16 protein-coding genes and 6 pseudogenes are annotated in these 23,309 nt (G+C 46.5%); 16 read left to right on the top strand and 6 right to left on the bottom strand.

The window, feature by feature from the left end; translation table 11 throughout:
* Positions 1–15: 15 nt before the first annotated feature.
* Complete coding sequence (locus tag DXA05_RS08510) at positions 16–1,002, bottom strand: DUF3871 family protein (RefSeq protein ID WP_004320008.1); 987 nt, start codon at positions 1,000–1,002, stop codon at positions 16–18.
* A 291-nt stretch (positions 1,003–1,293) separates the two neighbouring features.
* On the bottom strand, positions 1,294–2,466 hold the full coding sequence (locus tag DXA05_RS08505; protein WP_060451217.1) for an IS4 family transposase: 1,173 nt from the start codon (positions 2,464–2,466) through the stop codon (positions 1,294–1,296).
* A 445-nt stretch (positions 2,467–2,911) separates the two neighbouring features.
* Here DXA05_RS08505 and DXA05_RS08500 point away from each other — a divergent pair, with 445 nt between their 5' ends.
* The gene (locus DXA05_RS08500; RefSeq protein WP_004320002.1) at positions 2,912–4,213 is read left to right on the top strand and encodes an ATP-binding protein; all 1,302 of its coding nucleotides are present in this window, start codon (positions 2,912–2,914) and stop codon (positions 4,211–4,213) included.
* Between the two features lie 79 nt (positions 4,214–4,292).
* Here the strand turns inward: DXA05_RS08500 and DXA05_RS08495 are convergent.
* The 3 genes and pseudogenes from DXA05_RS08495 to DXA05_RS08485 all read right to left on the bottom strand — a co-directional run bounded on the left by DXA05_RS08495 (position 4,293) and on the right by DXA05_RS08485 (position 7,109).
* Positions 4,293–5,953 (bottom strand): annotated as a pseudogene (locus tag DXA05_RS08495) (IS1182-like element ISBf3 family transposase).
* A 535-nt stretch (positions 5,954–6,488) separates the two neighbouring features.
* Complete coding sequence (locus tag DXA05_RS08490) at positions 6,489–6,791, bottom strand: helix-turn-helix transcriptional regulator (protein ID WP_004320000.1); 303 nt, start codon at positions 6,789–6,791, stop codon at positions 6,489–6,491.
* Positions 6,757–7,109, bottom strand: a pseudogene (locus DXA05_RS08485) (type II toxin-antitoxin system RelE/ParE family toxin). Before DXA05_RS08485 ends, DXA05_RS08490 begins: the two are co-directional and overlap by 35 nt.
* Positions 7,110–7,292: 183 nt before the next feature.
* Here DXA05_RS08485 and DXA05_RS08480 point away from each other — a divergent pair.
* Both DXA05_RS08480 and DXA05_RS08475 read left to right on the top strand, forming a co-directional pair.
* Positions 7,293–7,550 (top strand): hypothetical protein, encoded by a 258-nt coding sequence (locus tag DXA05_RS08480; protein ID WP_060451218.1) that lies wholly within the window; start codon positions 7,293–7,295, stop codon positions 7,548–7,550.
* A complete protein-coding gene (locus tag DXA05_RS08475; protein ID WP_225449533.1) occupies positions 7,531–8,751 on the top strand; it encodes a WG repeat-containing protein in 1,221 nt (406 codons plus the stop codon). Before DXA05_RS08480 ends, DXA05_RS08475 begins: the two co-directional genes overlap by 20 nt.
* On the opposite strand, the gene DXA05_RS08470 is transcribed toward DXA05_RS08475, so the two are convergent.
* A complete protein-coding gene (locus DXA05_RS08470; protein WP_128859041.1) occupies positions 8,748–9,413 on the bottom strand; it encodes a M23 family metallopeptidase in 666 nt (221 codons plus the stop codon). The genes DXA05_RS08475 and DXA05_RS08470 overlap by 4 nt on opposite strands.
* 198 nt (positions 9,414–9,611) lie before the next feature.
* On the opposite strand from DXA05_RS08470, the gene DXA05_RS08465 reads away from it, so the two are divergent.
* From DXA05_RS08465 to DXA05_RS08405, 13 genes and pseudogenes are all read left to right on the top strand, one after another.
* Entirely contained in the window at positions 9,612–10,394 is a 783-nt protein-coding gene (locus DXA05_RS08465) for a DUF4099 domain-containing protein (RefSeq protein WP_128859040.1), read from the top strand.
* A 23-nt stretch (positions 10,395–10,417) separates the two neighbouring features.
* Positions 10,418–10,642 carry a hypothetical protein gene (locus DXA05_RS08460; protein WP_004319991.1) on the top strand — a complete coding sequence of 75 codons (225 nt, stop codon included), beginning with the start codon at positions 10,418–10,420 and terminating at the stop codon, positions 10,640–10,642.
* Between the two features lie 131 nt (positions 10,643–10,773).
* Positions 10,774–12,336, top strand: a complete 1,563-nt coding sequence (locus tag DXA05_RS08455; RefSeq protein WP_128859087.1) for a hypothetical protein — start codon at positions 10,774–10,776, stop codon at positions 12,334–12,336.
* Between the two features lie 80 nt (positions 12,337–12,416).
* Positions 12,417–13,573: pseudogene (locus DXA05_RS08450) on the top strand (toprim domain-containing protein).
* The gene (locus tag DXA05_RS08445) at positions 13,570–14,055 is read left to right on the top strand and encodes a PH domain-containing protein (protein WP_004319985.1); all 486 of its coding nucleotides are present in this window, start codon (positions 13,570–13,572) and stop codon (positions 14,053–14,055) included. Before DXA05_RS08450 ends, DXA05_RS08445 begins: the two are co-directional and overlap by 4 nt.
* Positions 14,036–14,734, top strand: a complete 699-nt coding sequence (locus DXA05_RS08440) for a hypothetical protein (RefSeq protein WP_004319983.1) — start codon at positions 14,036–14,038, stop codon at positions 14,732–14,734. The genes DXA05_RS08445 and DXA05_RS08440 overlap by 20 nt, the downstream gene beginning before the upstream one ends.
* A gap of 54 nt (positions 14,735–14,788) precedes the next feature.
* Positions 14,789–15,472 (top strand): hypothetical protein, encoded by a 684-nt coding sequence (locus DXA05_RS08435; RefSeq protein ID WP_004319981.1) that lies wholly within the window; start codon positions 14,789–14,791, stop codon positions 15,470–15,472.
* A gap of 17 nt (positions 15,473–15,489) precedes the next feature.
* Positions 15,490–16,152, top strand: coding sequence for a hypothetical protein (locus DXA05_RS08430; protein WP_004319979.1), 663 nt, complete (start codon positions 15,490–15,492; stop codon positions 16,150–16,152).
* A 15-nt stretch (positions 16,153–16,167) separates the two neighbouring features.
* A pseudogene (locus DXA05_RS08425) lies at positions 16,168–16,990 on the top strand (M23 family metallopeptidase).
* 68 nt (positions 16,991–17,058) lie between these two features.
* Positions 17,059–17,295 carry a hypothetical protein gene (locus DXA05_RS27280; RefSeq protein WP_174522444.1) on the top strand — a complete coding sequence of 79 codons (237 nt, stop codon included), beginning with the start codon at positions 17,059–17,061 and terminating at the stop codon, positions 17,293–17,295.
* Between the two features lie 8 nt (positions 17,296–17,303).
* A pseudogene (locus DXA05_RS08415) lies at positions 17,304–19,105 on the top strand (hypothetical protein).
* 82 nt (positions 19,106–19,187) lie between these two features.
* Positions 19,188–21,649 (top strand): annotated as a pseudogene (locus DXA05_RS08410) (zincin-like metallopeptidase domain-containing protein).
* Between the two features lie 4 nt (positions 21,650–21,653).
* Entirely contained in the window at positions 21,654–23,210 is a 1,557-nt protein-coding gene (locus DXA05_RS08405) for a glucosaminidase domain-containing protein (protein ID WP_004319971.1), read from the top strand.
* Positions 23,211–23,309 lie beyond the last annotated feature (99 nt).

The following is a 23,309-nucleotide window of genomic DNA, read 5'->3' as shown; positions in this document are numbered from 1 at the left end:
TCTTACTAAAAATAATTATTCAATGAACCATCCCCATTTATCATCTTCTCCCGATATTGCTTTCGTAATACCTAAAGATATATCATAAGCGTTTATAGTTCTTTCCATCATTGTATCGATGTAGTTATTCTTATAATTAGTGAGTAATTGATAAAAATTCCATCCGGACATGTTCTTTCCGAATGAAGCGAAATTTTCATCAGAATAGTAATCTCTCACAGCTGCGTTTATCTGAGCTTCATTCAATATCAGCTCCGGCAACTGAAGATCTGTCTTTACACTTTGAGGCAAGGCTTGGTACATCCTCGCTTTACCTAAAAATTGTGCAAAAGTTGTTACGTCAATAAATGTGTTCTTAAGAGTTCTCATTTCCTCGACATGCTTTATGTAATTGTATCTGCTGAAAAGTTCCATACAATATTTATACAAATCTGCTGTATTTGTCACTTTTATGTCAAGTTTAACTCCGTCTGTACTTAATAGCATGTTAGTGCATACCTGATTTAGGAATCCTACACCAACTCTAAAAAGCTGTTTCTGGCTGGCATTTTCAAGCAAGTTCGTTTCACTGTAAGACCTCACACCTACAATCTGTAATGTAAGATCATTTCCTTCAATGTTATAAGTTATACTTGGAATTTCTATAATAAACATCATTCTCTGATAATATGAGCCTGAATCTTCGTCTGTTAGATTTTCAACAAGCTTTCCTGAACCTTTACGTGTTCTTAGCTTCATTTCGTGACTGACCCTTATGTTAGGCTCCAAAAACTGCTGCCCTTGATAAAAAGTCTGGGCGGCATCAAATACTGTATTAATAAAGTCGTTATGACTGATTGTCTCGACATTATCTCTACTAAATACAGGTACCAAATAATCATCCTGTAAGTTCTGCAATTCTATTCCCCTGGTATTCCCAAGGATAAATGCTTTTTTTTCTTCAGGCTGGTCGATAATAACAGCATCTTCCACATCCTGATACTTTGTTAGTCTTGTTTCCATTTTACTTATCCTTAAAATGTTAAAAACTTGTGTATCGGTATTCTATCTTCTCCCTTTACACATCCAATCTCTAATTTCCCTGGTGACTATAGTAATAATCTCCAGAGCAATGACAATTACGTCCTTGTTCATTACTTTAATTTTTTAGTTGTTTCTAATTTTTCATTTCTCCTTATATTTAAATCGTTAATTATTAGTTGTTTATATCTATATATAAGGGTTTTAAGGATTATAAAACGGGGTAATTTATTAAAATTAGTCACTAGTGTTCACTAAAAATTAGAGGACGAATTAAAAATTATAATTACTAAATAAATTTGGTCCATCAAGACCGCTTTGTTCTTTGACATCATTGAATTTAGTTTTGCTGAATAGATTTCTTAATGGAGTCTTGTCCGTAAGAGAAATACCAAGAATTTGTAGAACCTCGTATGTCGATCTGTTAAGTTTCATATCATGTTGCATGATAGCCACAAGACAGTAGGCAATGATTGCTGAGTAGACTTGTATCTTTACAGCGTTCTCGGAAGTACCCCAAAATTTCTTTATTTTCAGGTGCTGCTTGAGCCATTTAAAGAACAGTTCCACTTGCCAACGATTCTTGTAAAGTTCCGCAACCTGTAAGGCTGGAATATGTTTTGCATTTGTCAGATAAACGAACTCCCGTTCGTCTTCTTCATCCCAAAACCTCACCAAACGAATCGTTTCAGGATATGATTTTTGGGTATAGAAACCGGTAAGTTCAATCTCACAGTCTGACAATATATTCTTGGGTAAACGTCGTTTCCATTTGAGTACTCTTGCCTTTATGTTTGTCTTAGCCCGTACAACAAAGAACGAATCCATCATATGTATCTTGTAGAGACGATGATAATCGTTATATGCACGGTCGAAAACATAGAATGAGCCAGATTCATAAGTTATTACGTCCATAGCCCTGACATCGTTTATCTTTGCTTCGGTTATATGGATAAAGGCAGGAACTTGAGTTTCGACATCATATAAAGTGTGGATTTTGATACCTCCCTTATATGTACTAAAGTTAGCCCAAGGGAACAATTTCAGACACAAGTCAATTGTGGTAGAATCGAAGGCATATACATTTCCGTTTAGTTTGAATATGTCATTTACTCTTTTCTTTCTGGCTTCGCTTATCATGTGGAATGCGAAGTCCTCAAAGATACGGTAGTCCCGGTTCTCATTTGCTTTTGCAAGGTTGCTTCGGGTGACATGTTTCCCAACTCCAAGATGGTAGCATTTCTCTTGATGTGCATTCAGTGCAACAATCAGATCACGAAGACTTTCACGATTGCACAATTGTCCGAACATCAAAGTAAGAAGTTGATTCCAGCAAGTAAAATGCTTAACATACTTGTTGCCATCATACTTCTTTACGATACGGAGAAACTTGTAGTTGTCTAAAAACTCAACCATTTGGGCGAAAACGTATTTGTCTTTATTCATATACAGCCTAACATAAAAGGCTGCAAAGTTATGATTTCAAATCGTTGCGCAAGAAAATCTCTTCTAATAAACTGTAATTCAATTATTTCAAAGAACTATTTGCGATTTTTAGTGGACAATAATGAAAATTAGTCTTATTGAACAGCTCGCGCAAGTGAGTTCTATCAGTCAATGATATGCTGATAATCTACAATGTTTTATCGGTCGAGCGTTACAACTTCATATGATATATGACAATAGTTACAAATCAGGAAGTTTGGATTTTAACATTAGTAATGAATGTTGAGATACCCCTAAAATTTCAGAGGCAAGCTTTTGTAAGATTCAAGTTTATGATACTCAGCACCATATCAGACCTGAAATACTTGGATAATAGATATTTTTATTCCTTTCCTTGAAAAAAGGAAAGAATTTGCTATATTTGTCCTTTAAAAAAGGAAAGACTATGAGAAAGGATATTATAAAATCTCTGATTGCTATAAAACAGAGTGAAATACCGTTCGATGTTATAGATAGAGACACTAAGCTGCCTTTAGCACGTAAAAAGATTATAACAGTACCAGGTGTGCGACGATGTGGAAAATCTACCATGATGGAGATAGCTATCAACGAACTTGTTGCAGGCGGAGTACCTTCTAAGAACATTTTATGGTTAGGTTTCGACGATGAACGATTAAAGAGCATGGACGCATCACAACTTGATGAGGTGGTTGTAGCCTATATGGAGATGTATCCTGACGTGGCATTCAAAGATGTACATATCTTTTTGGATGAGATTCAGTTAATAAAAGACTGGGAATACTTTGTGCTGCGCCTTTACAAATCTTACTGCAAGAATATTTATGTATGCGGAAGTAATGCTACGATGCTATCCAAAGAATTAAGTTCCGCATTGAGAGGATACCCTTTGGAATACGAAACTTTTCCTTTATCATTCAATGAATATTGTCGGTTTATCGGTGTTAGAACTGATAGTTATCTTGAGCAGGACATAGCCAGACTACGGAATGCTTTCTTGGAATATAACGGCGTAAGTTCCTTCCCAGAAATAGTTCTTACACATACTCGTTCCGAACAGATAAAGTTGTTGCACGGATATTTCGATACAATGATTCTTAAGGATATGGTAGAGCACTACAAGATTTCGAATATCGGTATGGTAAGATATTTCGTTAAGAGGATAATGTCCAACCTGACCAAACCTACATCTATAAATGCCATATATAAGGATATAAAGTCGCAAGGTCTTAAAGTTACAAAAGACGACCTTTATCTTTGGGCCGATTATGCGTGTGACATTTTTCTGTTCATCAGAATTCCCAAATATGAACGTTCGCTCAGCAAAGAACAGAAATCACTCGACAAGTATTATTGTATAGACAATGGTTTACGCAGTGCTGTCATTATGCCACAGAGCAATGACAATGGAAAGAATCTAGAGAACAGCGTATTTATGCATCTGTATAGAAATCGTATGCCATCAGATAAGATTTCGTATTATCAAGGCAACAGTGAATGCGATTTCGTAATACAACGGGAGGAGTCTGTGGTGGAGCTTATTCAGGTGACATGGGATATGAGCGATGCTGAAACAAAAGAAAGGGAGATACGAGGTATTATTGAAGCATCGTCCGCTACCGGGTGTGATAATATGAAAATCATAACCATCGACTATGAGGATGTTATTTACATAGAAAATAAAAAGATTGATGTTATTCCTGCGTGGAAATGGATGTCTGCCTTGTAAGCAATAAAAAAATGAGGTTGTGTCAAAACGTTGGCACAACCTCTTTTATATTTTACAGTTCTGCTATATTTTCTTTTGGCTATGCTGCTTTTTCCTCATGCATTTGGCAACAAGTTGCTATATTCCAATTATATCGGGTTATAAATAGTCCCATAAACATATATTTGGCAACTGTAATGAGCCCCTTTCCTTCTTTTATCAGTTTAGCACACATTTTTTTGATATTAAAGGCTATAGCAAAGAAAGCAAAGTCCATTGTAACCTTGTCTTCTCCCACATGCCGGAATCTTCTGTATGCCATGTTGTATTTCATTTGTCCAAACACAGCCTCTGGTTCTATACACCTCCTGCCTCTATGCTTGATACCTTCTTCTGAGAGCAACCTTTCCCGTGCCTGCCGTTTGTATTGATTTAATCGGTGGTTGACTTCTATAATACGGTTCCCCCGAGCTTTAAAACAACTGCCACGCAAAGGGCAACCTCGCATCTTTTTGCTTTATACCGGGCACTTTCGATGATGTATCCGCTCGCTGTCTTGTCACGTTTGGTTCCTATACGGTTCATGTGCTGTCCCATAGGACAAACGTAATAATCCTCTTGGGCATTGTAATGGAGACTTTCGGCATGGAATGGGTTGGGAGTATAACGAGGACGCTGTTCTTTATGGAAGTAATTGTACTTGATGAAGGCTTCTATCCCATTCTCCTGCATGAACCGGTAATTTTCTTCCGAACCGTAACCGGAGTCTGCCACACAGATATTCGGTAAACGGTTATAGCGGTACTGGAAAGAGTGGAAAAAAGGTATGAGGGTCAGTGTATCGGTAGGGTTGGGAAACAGACGGAAGTCTGTGATGAATTGGTTTTCAGTACCTATTTGCAGATTATATCCGGGTTTGGTCTGCCCGTTCTTCATGGCATCTTCTTTCATGCGCATGAATGTGGCACCAGGATCGGTCTTGGAATAGGAGTTACGTTCTCCAAGGGTATCAAGGTGATTGTCGTATTCTATCAGCTTGTCACGATACCCTTCAAGTTCCATGACCTGCTTCTTCTTTTTGCGCAGGGCTTTCTTTTCTTCCTTATCCTTTGTTGCAGGCTGGCGTTCCAGGGCTTCTTTAAGTTCATCCACTATGTCAGAGAGCCTGCAGGGAGTAAACTCCACGGATGTGTCTTTTATAGAGTTCTCCTGTGCAATGGCTTCATCCACCTGTTCCAAGAGAATACGGATTTTATCCATTAGTCTCGTACGGTTCCGTTCGACTGTCTTGCGCCAGACAAAAGTATATTTGTTGGCTTTGGATTCAATCTTGGTGCCGTCGATATACTCCACATCAAGGCTGATGAAACCTTTATCGGCAAGGACAAGAACCAACTGGGTAAATACATTATTTATTTCCTCCTTTACACGGTTACGAAAACGGTTGATCGTGATAAAATCCGGATGCTCATTACCGGCAAGCCAAATATAATGAATGTCACGAAGGAGCTGCTTCTCTATTTTACGGCAAGAATAGATATTATTCATGTAGGCGTAGATTATCACCTTAAGCATCATTTTAGGATGATAAGGACAACGGCCCGTTTCCTTATAAAGCTTCTTGAAACTCTCAAGATTGAGATTGTCAATAACAGCATTCACGATGCGGACCGGGTCGGTCGCAGCTATGTTTTCATCAATTCTTTGTGGAAAAAGAACGGTTTGGTTGGGAATGTAAGGACGAAAATGTAACTTTGCCATAACGAAAAACTTTATACCTAAAGATACGAAAACTTTGGGTAATAACAAAGCCCGGGCTTGAGAAAGTCTGGGCTTTGCGCATAAAAAAAGGCTGTGTCAGCGTTTTGACACAACCTCATTGTCATAAGGATAATATGAAACAACTTCTAAAACTAATCATCATTCGGTTAGTTTTAGAAATGGCTTCTAATACAAATCTTTTTGCATATAGATATTATCCTCACATATATAATGAAGAACCTTGTCTGAAACTCTTCGCTTTAACTTGGCTCTTCGATAGACAAATCAGGTTTCGATATAAAGACTGTAGCTTTATACTTACTTCCTGTCATCTATCCTTCCAATCCATATTCATGCCATCCTCTGAAACATAAATAGGACCAGGTATCGTATTTTTGTTTTTGATTTATAGTTTGATTTTTCTATTGTTATTGTTTATTTCATATATAAGGGTTTGAGGGGAATGGGAGAGGAATAAAAAAATCCTGCCATTGTTTTATGACAGGATAAATGTTTATAGTAGTGATTGTAAATTTTACAAGGACATTGACAATTCTATTTTACATCCCAATGCATTCATTATTCTGTAGAAGGTGGAAACTTTAGGTTCTGTTTGTCCACTTTCTACCCTTGAGATGTAAGAACGATTGGATCCTATTCTTCTTGCCAGTTCAGCTTGACTTATTTTTGCTTTCTTTCTTGCATCCTCTATAATCTGTCCGGTATAGAATGCATAGGCTTTTTCCTCAGCTTCAAGTCTGCTTGCCGTACCTTTAGCCCCGAACTTGGCATCAAGTACTGCGTCATAATCTACTAGTTGATGATTGTTTGTCTGCATAATATGCCTCCTTTATTTTTATGGCTTTTTCTATTTCACTATTTGGAGTCTTTTGAGTTTTCTTTTGGAATCCATTAAATAGTATTACTATATTTCCTTCATCAAAAATAAAAATACCCTATAAATGTTCCCTCCATATTCAGTGCGTAGCTCAAAGATACCGTCTCTGATACTTTTTACAAATTTAGTGGATAATCTTTCTTGTGTTTTGAGTAGAAGCAATCCATATTGTACTTTTTCTTGCTCCTTTTCATTCAGAGTCTCCATGAATTTCTCAAAGTATCCTCCGTATGTTCTTATTTTTCTTTCAGTTTCCATGTTGCAAAAATAATCAATGTTGCTCAACTATGCAACAATTTGTAGAAATAATAGTATTGTCCTTTGAGTATATTAACGTTGTGGAGGTTAAACTAGTATAAAGTATAGGTGGGGGAGAAAAAGGGGGAGTAAGAGTTATTATAAAAAGAAAAGTCGCTGATTTTCAGCGACTTATGATTTCGATTGTGGTGCCACCAGGATTCCGTAGAGGTGGCAATGAAACTGTCTATCCGCAACTCGCGAAACTTTGCCTATAGCCATGAGGGCACACGTGCCTCGATGGGCAAGGACACCAGCACGCGCATGAACTTCTTCTCTCGCCTCTCGTGCATGAAGATGCAGGAGGCAGACGGATGCGCAGCACCTATGTCGGCAGAGGAGCGGCACAACCTATATACCAGTATGGCAGACGAAGCTTTTGATGAGGAGGAAGGAAAATGAGAACGAAGATAACATCAATGAAAAGGGCTTTCATTCTGTTCTGGCATGGGTTGACCGCCCTCCTCGTTGGCATTGCCAACTGGTTTACGGTATATTGGGCATGAGGGATGACTCCAAGTATGGCAAGATTCTCCGTCGAACAGTGGGCAGCTGCTTTGCGTTCCTGATGCTGTTGCTGGCCATAGCCGCAGGTTGGGATTTTTGTCGTACTGCTTGCTATCGGTTGGAGGTAAACAAGCATTTTGATGGCTCGTATTACGATACGCAGTACATCTCCCGCAATGTCACCTATTACACCTACTACGATGAAGACGGTTTCCTAAAGACTGCTGACGGCAAGAAGACCATTACTGGAATCAGGTGGATAGCCAAGCCACTGGGTATGGACTCACTGATATGCTACAGTGACGGCAAGAAACGCGGCTATTTCAATATGTTCACAGGCAAGCCTGTCATTGAGCCGAAGTACAGCCATGCGTGGATTTTCTCCGATGGACTGGCATTGGTGGATGATGGAGGCTGGATCAAGTTCATCGACGCATCGGGCAAGGTGGTGATAGACCCACAGATTCCTTATATCCCCGGAGCAGAAGGCTATGTATTCCACAAAAACCGCTGCATTGTCCACAATGAACGTCGTGATCGTTTCGGGCTGTTGGACAAGCAGGGCAAGTGGGTGTTGCAGCCAGAATATTTCTCCATCGAATCTTCCGGGAACTTCTGGGTTGTCGATAACGGAGAGGGCAAAAGCGTATTGGACAGTACGCTGAACACGGTTATTCCGTTCACGAAAGGTCAAATTTGGGTAAGCAGCGAATATATCAGTGTTACTCTCAGCAACCACATCATTCAACGTTACGACCATAGTGGTGAGATTATCAATGATTTCTACATCAATGACGTAAGTTATATGACCTATGAGTCTGATGAGTTGCGCTACTCTACCTCTAAGAATTACAATGAGGAAGGTACACTCACCAGTGAGACGGAAAACATTGAACCGTTGCCAGTGGAGAAGATGGCAAAATGCCGGCGTTATGAGGCAGAAAGCGGATGGTATGGACTAATGACAGCAGATGGCAAGGTCATCACACCTCCGTCATACTGTAGCATCCAGGCAATAGGTTATGACATGTACCTTTGCAAGGACAATGACGAAGATGGTGTGATACTGAATGGAAAAGGTGAAAGGATTAGTTAGTTTTCAGGATTGGCAGTGTTCTCGGCAAACATATTGCTCATAGATGTTTGCTTTATAAGATTGAGCAGGATGGCAGGATTGATGTTCTTGCCATCCTTTTTTAGTGTCAAATGAAGATGTGGTCCAGTGCTACGTCCACTGTTTCCTGTCATGGCGATGACGGTGCCGGGATAGACGTGGGTGCCTTTGGTGACGAGACTTTGGGAGAGGTGGCAATAGCTGATGGTGAAGTCGCCGTGACGGAGGGTGACATACAGACCTGAACGTTTGTCCCTGCCTACCTTGATGACCTCGCCCTGCATCATGGCGTATGCGGGTTCATAATTTGCCTTCAAATCAAGCCCGTTATGTAGTGCTTTTCTTTTTGTGAATGGGTCTCTGCGATAGCCGAAAGGGCTGGTGACAGATATGTGACGGAGTGGACTGACAAGCGCCGGGAGGCGGTCGGTCTGCTCCGTTTGGGTTTGTATTTGGGCAAAAGCAAGAGAGTCTCGCCGCTGACACGGCGAGAACGGGGGCTGTTGTTCAGGTGTTGTGGACTGCGTCGTTTTTGGCACTGCCTTGCGGTGTGCCTTAGTCTGCGTGACGGTATTGAACTGAGCGAATACTGTTGCTGATGAACAGAATATTGCTGCTATTGTGATGAGTAGAAATTGTTTCATGGTGCAAAGTTAACAAGCAATTATTGGACTGGCATAATGAACAAAGGGAAGACAAGAAGATTGTAACATAATATAGCAATCGAGTTTGATTTTTGAGCAGAAATCAAACTCAAATAATAATAATCGTCAAAAATAGCACGCATTATCTTATGTAATTCTGCTTGTCTCTGAATAGGTGTATAACTTTGCACGAGTTTAATTTTAAATTCAAAGTTAAAGTATGAGCAAGTACGATTTGAAGAGAGCGAGGTGCCTTATCAGACACTGGCTCGTTTTGGTCTCACACAGGAAAAGATTGAAGACCTGCCCTTGTGGGCATTGGAAGATATTGGTCAGGGACGACGTTCGCCACTGCTACCCATTCAGGTGACTAATGAGGAGGGCGAGACATTGAAGAGCCGCACCCGATTTGCGTTGGTCCGTATGGAGGACGGCAAGGTGGATGTCGTGTTCTATCCGCAGTTGGAGAAGTCGCCGTTAGAGTCATTCACTCAGGAACAGCAGGAGGACTTGCTGGCTGGAAAGGCTATCCTTGCTGACGTGAAGGATGCGGAAGGCAGAAGCAGCAAGGCTTTTGTGCAGATTGACACGGAAACCAATCAGGTGATGTCCGTGCCAACGCCTGTCATCGGGCGCAACTTGGAAGTGCTGAAGGATGAACTGAAACTGAGTTCGGCAGAGCTGACCGTGATGCAGAAGGGTGAGCCACTCACGCTCATCATGGAGGACGAACAGGTGACGGTGGGCATTGACCTGAATGACAAGACCGGCATAAGGATTAACCAAGGTGACAGTCAGAAGTGGAAGGAGAACACCAAGAGAGAGTGGGACAAATACACCTTCGGGTGCTATGGCTGTTGGGTTATGGACGATGACGGCAATCTCGACTATGTGCCTGAAGAGGAATACACCGAGGAGCTTTGGAATGAGCAGAAGAAGAATGGAGAGCGCAACCGCGCCTCTTTTTCCATGCACAAGTAATCTACACATAATATAATAAGTATATGGCATCAAATAAATATTATCCAGAGGATGTGCTCGTCGAGAAGATGCAAAGCGGCGAGTACGGATGGTTGGAGTTTATCAACCATCATTCTGCTGAATGGCAGGAAGAATACGAAAGCTATTGTCTGAAAAACGGACTCTGCATTTGTGAAGAGAGTGCGGAGCAGTTTGTCCATCACAAGGATGAGGAGTTGGAGAAGGCAATAGAGAACGGAGAAGCTTGATAAATGAAGAGTGAAGAATAAGTATGGCGATAAGAAAGAATACGAATCCCCAACCGATGGAGCAGCGAGAGGAGAGACCAAGATTTTCTTGGGCTATCCCGAGTCGTGACAGAGGAAGACAAAGTCAACAGATGGACCTGCAGCCAGAGATGCGTGACCTGCTCATGCGCAATGGTATGCAGGCGCATGTGGTGAGCAATGGCAGCGGCTATCAGCTTGTGGTGCAAGGCCACGACAGTCCGCTGCTCACCTATAACATCACAGAGAAGCAGATGTTGGCTCTGATCGACTGGGGAACGAATCATGCCAACAAGTTAGCCTACAATACCTTTACGGGCATTGTGGGCAACGACTTCTATATGCCCAAGAACTTCGTCCATGCACGCAATGCCAACGGTCGTGTGGCCATGGGACTGCACGGTTATCGTGTTGGTATCGGCGAGTATGGACGAATGGGGCGCATCGGAATGCCACCACCCTTTTTAGGTTGGACACCACGCAGTCAGGATGGATTCCATCTTCGCAGAGTTGGAGGACGATTGTTCTTCCCCGAATCCCCGATTGTGCCTGAACGTTGGGACGGCAGAATGAAGCCTGGGGAGTTGCAGAGCGGCGGTTACGGGTTCTACTATAAGGGGCTGCAACAGAGTTATAGCCCTCAGCAACAGGATGTGCTGAAAGATTTGGAAGGAATCATAACGCCTTCCGTCAACAGACCAAGAAGCACAGAACCTGCCAAGCCCTATAAAGAACTGATTACCTCGCCTGTCTATTTCACCAATGAGAAGTGGCAGGAGTGTTTGGCATCGCATGGCATCATCATTGATGAAAGTGCGAAGACGTTGACCATCCAATCGAACAGCGTCAATGCCGACATGGTGTATGACCTGACGGATGAGGAAGTGAAGAAGCTCACCTCCAACTCCATCAAGGAAGTGCCCGTCGTTCAACGCTTGGAGTTGTTGAATGGCATCATCAAGGACGACTTTGCTGACAGAATCCTGATGGACACACTGAACAGCAAGGAGCGCATCGACCTGCATCTGCATCCCGAACTTGAACAGGAGTTGCAGCAGAGACAGCAACAAGACGAGGAACGTTTGCTTCCTTTGGAAGAGGAAGATACTGTCAGACGGGACGTGTTGCAAGGTGATGCCATGGTGAGAGGTGAAGACCTTGCCTTGATTAATGAGAACAAGGGTTGGTATCGTGAGGGAGCGCACGGACGTGAGGTGGAAGTCGGTGATATTATGGTGGAGAAAGTACCTCCAGCAGAGGGAGAAAAGAAAGGCGAAGCCAAGTATCGCATGACCGCCATCATCAATGGTGAAGCTATCACGCACGAAATCAAGCAGAAGGACTACGATAAGTTCTTGGCAGTGGATGACTACCATCGCATGAAACTGTTCTCCAAGGTATTCAATGAGGTGGATATGAAGACACGTCCCGAAGCCAATGCCGGACTGGGTACGAAGATACTGGCAGCACTGACGGCAGGAGCGGTCGTTACGGCTGAGGTTGCTCATGACATGAACCACCATCACCACCATCCTGCCCCGGAGTTGTATGCCGAGCATCATGGTGGTCCACGTCCTTACTTCAAACCTGGTGTGGATTCACCACAGGAGATTGCGGCAAGGTACTTTGAGGCAGAAGCCAATCATGTTGCTACGGAGATTAGACGAGGATATTAGCCCGAAAGCAAAACTTTCGGGAACGGTGGCTCTATATACGACAACATTGACAACAAAGGACAACAAAACAGCAAGACGATATGGCTGAAAAAGGGAAAGCGAACGAGCTGACATACGATGACTTTCTGGACAGGTTGAGCATACAGGAAGTGCTGGTGGACGCAGGTTATCATCTGAACAAGAGGGATGGCTTGCGTTATCCGTCGTATGTGCGTACTGACAGCGAGGGCAGACGGGTACGTGGCGACAAGTTCATCGTCACGCAGAACGGAAAGTGCTGCTTCCAACCGCCGCAGCAGAAGGTGTATAACGTCATTTCTTTCATCAAGGAGCATCCTGAAATGTTTTCAGAGAACAAGGCTGGAATGTCTCCTGACCGCCTTGTCAACCTTGTCTGCAACCGACTGCTCAACCAACCCATCGAGGACAGACCATCGAAAATCGTAGAACCGAGAAAGGACAGCAAGCCATTCAACCTGAATGACTACGACATCCACAAGTTCAATCCGCAGGACAGGGAAACACAGAAGAAGTTTTATCCCTATTTCAAGTTCCGTGGCATTGACCTCTATACCAGTACGCCTTTCATCGGCATTTCTGTCTGGCTACCAAGCATCGGACGGATGGACTTACCTTTGCCAACCTTGCCTTTCCGCTTGTACTGCCCATGGCACCCGACAAGACCGTGGGCTTTGAGGAGCGAGGACGACCGAAGATGGACGGCAGTGGCGGCTATAAGGGCAAGGCAGAAGGAAGCAACAGCAGTGAAGGACTGTGGATTGCCAACCTGACGGGGAAGCCGTTGGAGAAAGCCAACGAGATTGTATGGTTTGAGAGTGCATACGATGCCATGTCAGAGTATCAGATAAATCCTGTGAAGATGGTGTATGTATCTACGGGCGGTACTCCTACTGAAGGGCAGATGCGAGGACTACTGTCCGTCACTCCCAACGCAAGGCACTATTTGGGTTTTGACAAGGATGATGCCGGACGGCAGTTTGTGGCAAACCTCAGGAAGGTTGCAACAGAGATGGGCTTCCGTCATGAGCACGTGCAAGCTTATCATCCGTTGGGTTGCTACAAGGATTGGAACGATGCGCTACTCAACAAGAAGTCTGCGGAACTGATTGCAAAAGGCGAGCCAGACACCTTTGACTATGCCGAGTTCATCGCAGCAGGCAAGGCAGAAAAACAAAGGGAAAAAGAAGAAAAGAACACATATCATAGAAGCGTATGAGACAAGAAGATAATAGCATCATCACCTTGCGCCCCAGCATCGGGCAGTTTTTCATCAACGAGCTGCCTCTGTTGCTGTTGTGCGTGGCAATGCTCCTATTCGGAGGATTGCCCGGTTGTGCGTATAGCACCCTGTTGCTTGTCATCACTCTCTTGTTCTCCCTCTGTTTACTCTACCGATTCATCTATCTGAGGAGCATCCGCTACCATATAGGGAGCGAGCAACTCATCTGTGAGCACGGAGTGTTTCAGCGGAGCGTGAATTATATGGAGCTGTACCGAGTGGTGGACTTTGCGGAGCATCAGACCTTGATGCAGCAGTTGTGCGGACTGAAAAGCGTGACCGTGTTGTCGATGGACAGGACGACTCCAAAGTTGGAAATGACCGGCATCAAGAACAGCTATGACGTGGTGAGTGTGATACGAACAAGAGTAGAAACGAACAAACGAAGAAAGGGCGTGTATGAGATTACGAATAGATAAGATTTGGCTCATTGTCGTGGCATTGGTACTGAGCGTGCCGTCAGCCCATGCACAGATTGTGACAGCCAACCCTTTGGAATGGATGGCACTGGCAGAGGGCAACGAAGCCATCAACGGTGAGATAGAGAAGGAAATCAAGGGTCAGACCAAGACAGCCCTGTTGCAGAACACCATCGCCGCAGAGTTCACAAAGATACACGAATGGGAGAAGAAGTACAACAGTTATCTGAAAACCGCCAGCGGTTATGCCTCTTCCCTCAAAGCCTGTACCTATCTGTACGACGATGGTGTGAAGATATTCATCACCTTGTGTAAGATGCACAAGGCCATCAGCAACAATCCGCAAGGCATCGTCGCCACCCTCTCGATGAACAACTTGTATATGGAGACCGCCACGGAATTGGTGTCCGTCTTCACACTGCTGAAAGATGCAGTCGCCAAGGGAGGCAAAGAGAACATGCTGACTGGTGCGGAAAGGAGCAAGACGCTGTGGGCACTGAACGACAAGCTGAGTGCCTTCAGCAAGAAACTGCATCGGCTCTACCTCTCCATCCGCTATTATACGTTGACTGACGTTTGGAACAGCGTGACGGCAGGGATGATAGACCGCAGCAATGGGGAGATAGCAGCTCAGGCTTTGGGACGGTGGAGACGGGCGGCGAGAGTGAGTGGAGAGTGACAGACCGACAACGGAATTGTCGGGAACGGTGGCTAATCATAAAGAAAATAAGATATGAGAGTTATAGTTGTTTATTCCATATTAATGTTGTCATCCTTTGCAGGAGTGCGGGCGCAGAACGACCCGACTCTTGCGGGGATGATTCTAATGTATACCAATAAGGCAGAGAAAGAACTGAAGAACCAGGAGAAGGTGATGCTGTTGCAATCCACCGGCCATATCTGGACCAAGGAGGAAGTGGAAGCCACTACCGACCTGCAGCGGGAGTTCAACAACTATTTGGATTCCTTTCGTTCCATCGTCAGCTATGCCGCACAGATATATGGTTTCTATCATGAGATAGGTCAGTTGGTGGACAACATGGGAGGATTGGTGGCTCAATTAGATGCCCATCCAGCTAATGGACTTGCCGTAGCCCTGTCTGCCAAGCGCAACAAGATATACCGCGAGCTGATTATGAACAGCATCGAGATTGTGAATGACATCCGCACAGTATGCCTGTCGGGCAACAAGATGACCGAAAAGGAGCGTGTGGAGATAGTCTTCGGCATCTGTCCCAAGTTGAAGAAGATGAACAAGCAGTTGAAACGACTGACGAGGGCGGTGAAATACACCACCATGGGCGATGTCTGGATGGAGATAGATGAAGGGGCAAGACCCGCCAAAGCGAACAAAGCCGAGATAGCGGCGGCTGCCAAGAGGCGGTGGAAGCAGGTGGGCAAGAACGTAAAACCGTGATTAAAAAACGATAAGATATGGGATTTTGGAGTTCATTATTGAAATATGGTGGCAAGGCTGCACGAGGTACCGGCCATGTCATCGGAGTAACTGGAAAGACCTTAGGCAGCGCAGCACTCCACCCGCAACGCACCCTTATGGGAGCTGGCAAGGCTATGCAGACAGCCGCAGTGGGTAGTGCCGCAGGCTATGTGACATGGGAGAAGCTGACCACAGACAAGAGCGTGGCACGCATAGTAGGTGATGCTGTCATCGGCGAGAATGCCACGGAAGCGGTGGCGCAAACTGCCAACGATGTGCAACGTCTGACGGGCAAGGCTGGTGAAGCCGTTGATGCGGTGAACACTGTAGCCGGAAAGATGGACATCCAGTTTAGCGGTATCAGTGACTTCTTCCGGAATATGTTTGGTGGCGGAGGATGCGACATGATAGGCAATCTCTTTGGCAATATCGGCAAGGGTAACGTGTCAGGTATGAGCATCGTCGGACTAGTGGCTGCCGCATTCATGGTATTCGGACGCTTTGGTTGGATGAGCAAGATTGCGGGTGCCCTGCTTGGAGCGATGATTATCGGGAACAACTCTAAGGTGGCACAAGCTCTGCCTAACGGAGGCGGCACGTCTTCGCATGGGCAGAACATGGAAGAGGCAGAGACTCAGAACAGAGGGATGAAACGATAACCAATATACAGCGATATGAGATATACAGAAGAAATGATACTACGCTCATCGAGCGGCTACTGTATGCCGTTTGAGGAGCCAACAAAGCAGGACGTGCAGATGTCCTTGGGTTACGGAGAGCAGAAGCACCCCGTGACGGGAGAAACATTCTTCCATCACGGCATAGACTTCTCGGTGAACCACTACCTGCTATCGGCGGTGGCCACAGGAACCGTGTCAGCCATCGGGTCGGACGCGGAGCATGGCATCTACCAGACCATCCGCTACGGCAAATACGAAGTGACTTACAGACACCTCTCCAATGTCTTCGCCAACTTCTCCCAAAGCGTCAAGGCCGGTCAGACCATTGCCATCAGTGGCGACATGCTGCACATGGAGGTGAGGTTTGACGGAGAGGAAATCAATCCGTTGGAATTCCTCACCATGCTCTACGGCAACATCAAGGCATTGGAGAACAATTCCAAAATGGGCATCAATGAACTGGACATGAACATACCTTCACCCTACGACACCGACCATCAGGAGATAGAAACATTGATGCTCCGCTTCCTCCCCTCCTATTTCGAGGACCTGCAGCAGGGAGCATATAGTCTGCCTGAACATACGGAGCAGTCATTAAGAAACATCTTCTCGTTGGGAGCGAGCAAGCATTACTTCTACGAGACCATACCGAGCATGGCTAATCCCTTGGGCATCGGCAACCGCTGTATGCCTTTGGCGGCTAAGGTGCAGAACCTGCTCATTGCCGACTTTCTCAACTATCTTGCCATGCGACATCAGGTGTATCTCTCCACGATGGACGAGGTATTAAAAAAAAAACTCCAAGAGCAAGCCCTGACGCATGACGGCATCATTGATTCTCTTGCCGATTTGGACGTGGATATCCAGAGCTTCGACATACCGAGGATGGTGAGCGTCTATCCCGACCGGGCTGGCGTGAGATGGTGGACAAAGGCATGGTTCAATGGCAAGGAAGAGGGAGAACCTTCCGTGGAGATAGAGGAACGTATGGCTGTGCAGTTCATCCACCGCCAAGTGGACAAGGACGCATGGTTGGAGGAACACTATCCTAAGCAGATGGAGATATATCACAATGCCATCGAGCAGACAAAGGAACAGATATTACAGCAGTATAATATATAAAAAGGTATATGGCAGTAAAGAACAGTCAGCGATTCGCAGAGATAGAGCGTCTGATGGGCGACTACTTCGGGTGTCACCTTGCCCCCGTGATGGGCAGGGTGCAGCGGGACTTGTCCAACAGACAGGCAGACGAGATGCGGGCCTACTCCAACAGTACGGCTGGCATCCTACGCTCATTGGCCACTGCCAATATGCCCGGTGATGACCCATACGCCACTCTGAGGATTACAGGCGAGTGGAACAGCAAGACCACAGAAGACTATCTGGCGATGTGCAAGGAGGCTATTGTCGGCAACAAGGACATGCAGCGTGACCTTGCCGTGATGGCTGAGGAATGGCGCAAGGCAGTGGTGACGGAGATAGGACGAGAACGGTACGATGCACTCTCTAAACAACTCGGTTGTGATTTGGCATACGCCTATATCGAACACTGCATGGAGCAGCTGATGATAGAAAAACTGGTGAAAGACCGTATGCCCAAATCCTCTGCCGACTATATCATCCGCAAGGCGGCACAGAGCAGTCTGTTCGGTCTGCCCTACGAATTGAACAAGTCACCGCTTGCCGCAGAGATAGAAGCCAGAGGAGAGGCAGCCTATAAGCCCTCTCGGACAGAGAAGGCGGCGGGATGGGCTGCCGGAGCGAGTGCCGATGCCGTGGCCATGGGAGGTATCGGCTCATGGGCGACCTTCGCCAAGTTTGTCGGTATCGATATGGTGATGAATGTCGGCATGGAACGCCTTGGCAAAAAAGGCAGCAGCCATGAGGTCAGTGTCGAGGAGTGTATCAGCAAAGGAGTTTTCGGTACGGACACCAACGTCTTCGCCTCATTCCGCAAGCAGGCAAAGGTCATCAAGAATCACGAGAACAGCTATATCAAGGCTACCAACAGCCATTTCAAGAACAAGATTCCCACGAGCAATATCACATTTATGGATTGGACGAAACAAACTGAACATACCTCATTCCCATGGAATAAAGGTACGTTCCTTGACCCTCAGAGAAACGAAGCAGCCAAACGTACAGACAAGTACAAGGATGTGCCCTTGATAGTCGCACCCGGACAGGAAGACGAGTATCTGGAGGTTAAGGCGAGACTTGATGCAGAGGCTGAGAAGGAGAAGAAAGCAGAACCGCAGGAAACTCCTGATTCATCGACTGAAGAGGCAACAGCATCTGTAGAACCGCCAGAGCAAGCCGCCTTGCAGACCAATGAAAGCGGATGGGACGGACTTTTACAGAGCTTCGGGCTGAACGGCTTTTCTGACATTGGCAAAAACTTGGCTATGTGTTGGCAATGCTGCCCGATGTACTGGTGGGACTGTTCACGGGCAAGACGAAATCGCTGAATATGGACAATAGCCTTCTTCCTTTGGCCTCCATTGTGGCTGGAATGTTCGTAAAAAATCCCATACTGAAGATGTTGTTGATGGGTATGGGAGGTGCCAATCTGCTCAACAAGTCGGGACATGAGGTGCTGGGCAGAAAACAGCAGGAAGGCATTGCACCAACTGTGGTGGGTTCTGGTGCGCCACGTGTGCAGTACCGACAATATCCTGATGAGCCACTCAATCCTCGCATCAGCAACCCGATGCTGCAAGGGCGATGTCTTGTTGCCAACATCGATAATGTGCCATGTACCATCCAACTGCCAGACAGCGTGATTGGGGCGTATCAGTCGGGGGCATTGCCACTGAATACATTGGCTAACGCCATACTCGCCAAGAACGACCAAATGCGAAATATGGCAGCAGTGCAGTACGAAGAGCAGGCACGGGAGAGCGTAGTGCGACCGAGGGGGATTCAGTGAAGCCCGACAACAAAATTGTCGGGAACTGTGGCTTGGTAAGCCAATTATAGAATGTGATTGAGATAAACAAAAAGATAAAAGCATGAAAGAGAAATCAGATTTTGAGAAGCGGGCGGCAGAGAAACAGGTGTCGCTGCTGACTGAGGCACTGACGAGTGCGGTAGATGCCAAGGGACATTGGTTGAACGCAAGCGGTAAACTCTATCCGAAGCTCTATCCCAAGGGCTTTTCGGTCAGTCCGTTCAATGCCCTTGTCCTTGCCCTCGACTCCGATGCCAAGGGCTGCAAGAGCAACCTGTTTACGCAGTTCTCCGAAGCCAAGCACGGGGTGAGAGCGTGAGGGAACATGAGAAAGGCGTGCCCTTCCTGTATTACAATTGGAACAAGTATGTCAACCGCAACAATCCCGATGATGTCATTACCAAGGAGGCATACGCAGAACTGTCGGACCAGGACAAGCAACAATACAAGGGAGTGAAGAACCGTGAGATACGTGTGCTCTTCAATATCGACCAGACCCTCCTGCCAATGGCTAACGAAACTGCTTACACTACGGCCTTGAAGAAAGACGGCACGATGGAAGACAGAGGGTACGGCGATAAGGAGGACAAGCAGCTGCATGGGCGCGTCAACGGATTCCTTCAGAAGATGAAGGACAACCTCGTGAATGTCCGTCAGGACGGCACAGGTGTGGCGCATTATGACACAGAGAAGGATGTTATCTACCTGCCACGGCAGCGTGACTTTGAGCATTACAACGACTATGTACAGGAAATGATGCGTCAGTTGGTGTCTGCCACCGGTCATCAGCAGCGGTTGGCACGTGAAGGCATGGTCATGAAGAACGGCAAAGCCCCGTCGGAGGATGCCGTGAAGAAGGAGAAGCTCATCACGGAACTTGCTTCGGGTGTGAAGATGCTCGAATTGGGACTGCCTGCTCGTCTGTCTAAGGACAGCCTGGGCATGGTGAACTACTGGACGAGGGAACTGAAGGAAGACCCTTGCCTGATTGATGCCATCGAGAGTGAGGTAAACGGTGCGCTGAAGGTATTGAAAAAAGCGGAACTGGGTGAAAAGGTGGAGTATGCAACCGACCAGCATCAGCGAGAGACAGCGCAGATACAGGGGCAGTTGCCCAGCCACTACTTTGTGGCTGACGAAATCAAGCAGCATCCCAATGAGGAGCAGCGTACCGTGGTTATCGTGCGTGATGATGCCAGTAAGACCGCAGATGTGGTGCTGCCACAGGGTGCGTCGTTGGAGGTGAACAACGAAATTAAGGGCATGAACAAGCAACGCTTCACCAATGCCTTGCAGAAAGAGGGTTATGACAACGTGCGTTTCTATAATCCCGATGGTGCCTTGGGTTTCCGTCCCGATGACAGTTATTTTGCCGACAAGAAAATCACGGTATCGAGGTTGCGCAACTGGTCTATCGAAGACCTATCCTCGTTGGATGCTTCTGAAGCCGTGATCCATAGCCGTGACATCGGTTTCGACAATGTGCAGTTGGTGAAGGACGACAAGGAGCGGTGGGCATTGTACATCAAGCCCGAAGGCAAGGAAGGCTTCGCCGTCTATCCCGACAAAGGAGACCTCAATCATTTCTTCACCACCTTGAAGCAGTCGATGGACAACATCGAGCGTGTGCGTGAAGAATTGGCACAGAAGTATTATGCCATGGCAGAGGCGAAACCCGACCTGAAGGTTGACATCTTTGGTGGCAATGAGCAGGAGGTTGATCTGAACCGAATCCAGCGTGTAGCGGTGTTTCGTGCCAAGTCGGGCGAATGTCTGTGTGCAGCCACTATCGACGGCAAGAAATTGCAGCCGAGAAGTGTCAGTCCGTCCCAATGGCAACGATTGTGGGTGGCTCCTGACAGGGATTCATACAAGCAGAGCCTTGCCGCCTCGCTGTTTGCCGATGTATTGCAGAAAGACAACAACGTCGAGCAAAGTACACAGGAGAAGCAGGAAGAAGCGACAGAGGTGAAGCAAGCAGAGACGGCTACTGTAGAGAAGCATGATGAACAGAAGGAAATGGCACAGCAGGAAGATAAGCCTTCAGACCAGAAAGAACAGGCATCAGAGCAAAGAGAAGAAAAGAAAGAGGAGAAGGAAGAAGCCAAGGCAGCCAAGGGGGCTATTTCTCCACTTGTCCAGCAATATCTTGACTTGAAGAAGAAACATCCTAATGCCATTCTATTGTTCCGTTGCGGCGACTTCTACGAGACCTACAAGGATGATGCGGTGAAGGCATCCAAGATATTGGGCATCACGCTGACGAAGAGCAACGGGCGCAAGGATGATGAAGGAAAGCCGTTGGCAATGGCAGGATTCCCATATCATGCTCTCGACACCTATTTGCCGAAGCTCATTCGTGCGGGAGAACGGGTAGCCATCTGTGACCAGCTGGAGGTGCCGAAGCAGACAACATCGTCGAAGCGTGGAATAACGGAGATGGTGTCACCTGGAAAAGAGGCTGGAAGGCCGATGGCACAGGAGAACCAGGAAACAGAACAACACACCAGTCTAAGGAGATAGGCGTATGGGAAAGAATGCAGCGTATGCCGCACAATATGCGGAGGAAGCCAAAGAACAGATGCGGAGGTATGGGATTCCTGCCTCTGTCATCTTGGCGCAAGCCATTTTGGAGAGCAGCAACGGACAGAGCCAACTGTCTCGCGAATGCAACAATCACTTCGGCATCAAGGCTACGGATTCGTGGCTGAAGAATGGCGGTGAGTATGGAGTCTATACGGATGATAGGCCCAACGAGAAATTCTGTAAGTACAAAAGTGTGGGTGACAGCTATGAGCATCACTCGCAGTTCCTGAAGCAGAACAAGCGATATGCGCAGTGCTTCACGCTTTCACCTGACGACTACAAGGGATGGACGAAGGGCATTGAGAAGGCTGGCTATGCCACTGGCGGCGGTTATGCAGCGAGTCTGCAACGCATCATTGAAGCCAACGGACTGGACAAGTATGACCGTGAGGTGATGGCTGAGATGCGGGCAGAAGGTAGGTCGTTCGGGGTGGAGAATAATCCTCGCAGAGAAGAACCTGCTGCCCATGTACCGCAGTCTGCCGGGTATTCCTATCCTGTGGAGCGAGAGGAATTTCTCTTCATCACCTCGCCTTTCGGCAATCGCCAAGACCCTATGGATGCCACCAAGCAGCAGATGCACAAGGGCATTGACATCAAGACGAACCATGAGGCGGTGCTGGCTACGGAGAACGGCGGAAAGGTGGTGGCGGTGAACCATAATGCGAACACGTCAGGAGGGAAATCCGTCACCGTGGAATACAGCCGTGAGGATGGCAGCAAGGTGCAATGCTCCTACCTGCATCTTTCCGACATAGCAGTAAAGGTAGGCGACACGGTCAATGCCGGACAGAAGTTGGGGGTGTCGGGAAATACCGGCACACGAACCATTGGCGAGCATCTGCATTTCGGAGTGAAGAGCGTATCGGCTGACGGCTCAAAAAGGGATATGGATCCATCTGCTTATCTGGCAGAAATCGGACAGAAGGGCAACATCAAGCTACAGGCACTGCATAACGGCGATGACCTGTTGGCGAAATACAAAAGTGACGTGCCGCAGGAGCAGAATGTGTCACCAGAGGACTGGATGAAGAAACTGCTTTCCTCAGAGGACAGCGGTGTGGGCATTTCGGGAACGAATGACCCTATACTTGACATGGCGATGACCACCTTCATGTCGCTGATGATGTTGGCAGCGCAGATTGACAGCAAGGATGAGGAACGACAAAAGGGACTCATCTCTGCCATGGCAGCCAACCAGCTTGTAGATTTGACCTCGCTTGTACCAGGCATGAGGCAATGCACCATCGCTGTGGGTGAGAACGGCAAGGCTGTGCTTCATGCAGAGAGCGGTACGGTGAAAATTGACCGTGAACTAACTTCCTCGGAGATGAACCGCCTATCGCTCATTTTGGGCAATGCCAATCTGTCGGAAGAAAGCAAACGGACGAAGATTGCTGGAATGGTGACAGGCATCGTGGCGACACAACAGGCTTCGCAGAATTTCGAGCAAGGGATGGAGGCTGAGAGTCAACAACAAAATCTGCAAAGGAAATAAAAGGGATAGCAAGTCATCTGTGTACAGTGTGATGGTATGCTGGCAGTGACAGGACACTTCATGCTTACCCAATGCTTTCGTCAGACCGTGGCCATCATC

The organism is Bacteroides sp. AM54-2NS (genome assembly GCF_003602935.1).
GTDB classification, from domain to species: domain Bacteria; phylum Bacteroidota; class Bacteroidia; order Bacteroidales; family Bacteroidaceae; genus Bacteroides; species Bacteroides xylanisolvens.
This window is presented reverse-complemented; position numbering and strand designations above follow the sequence as displayed.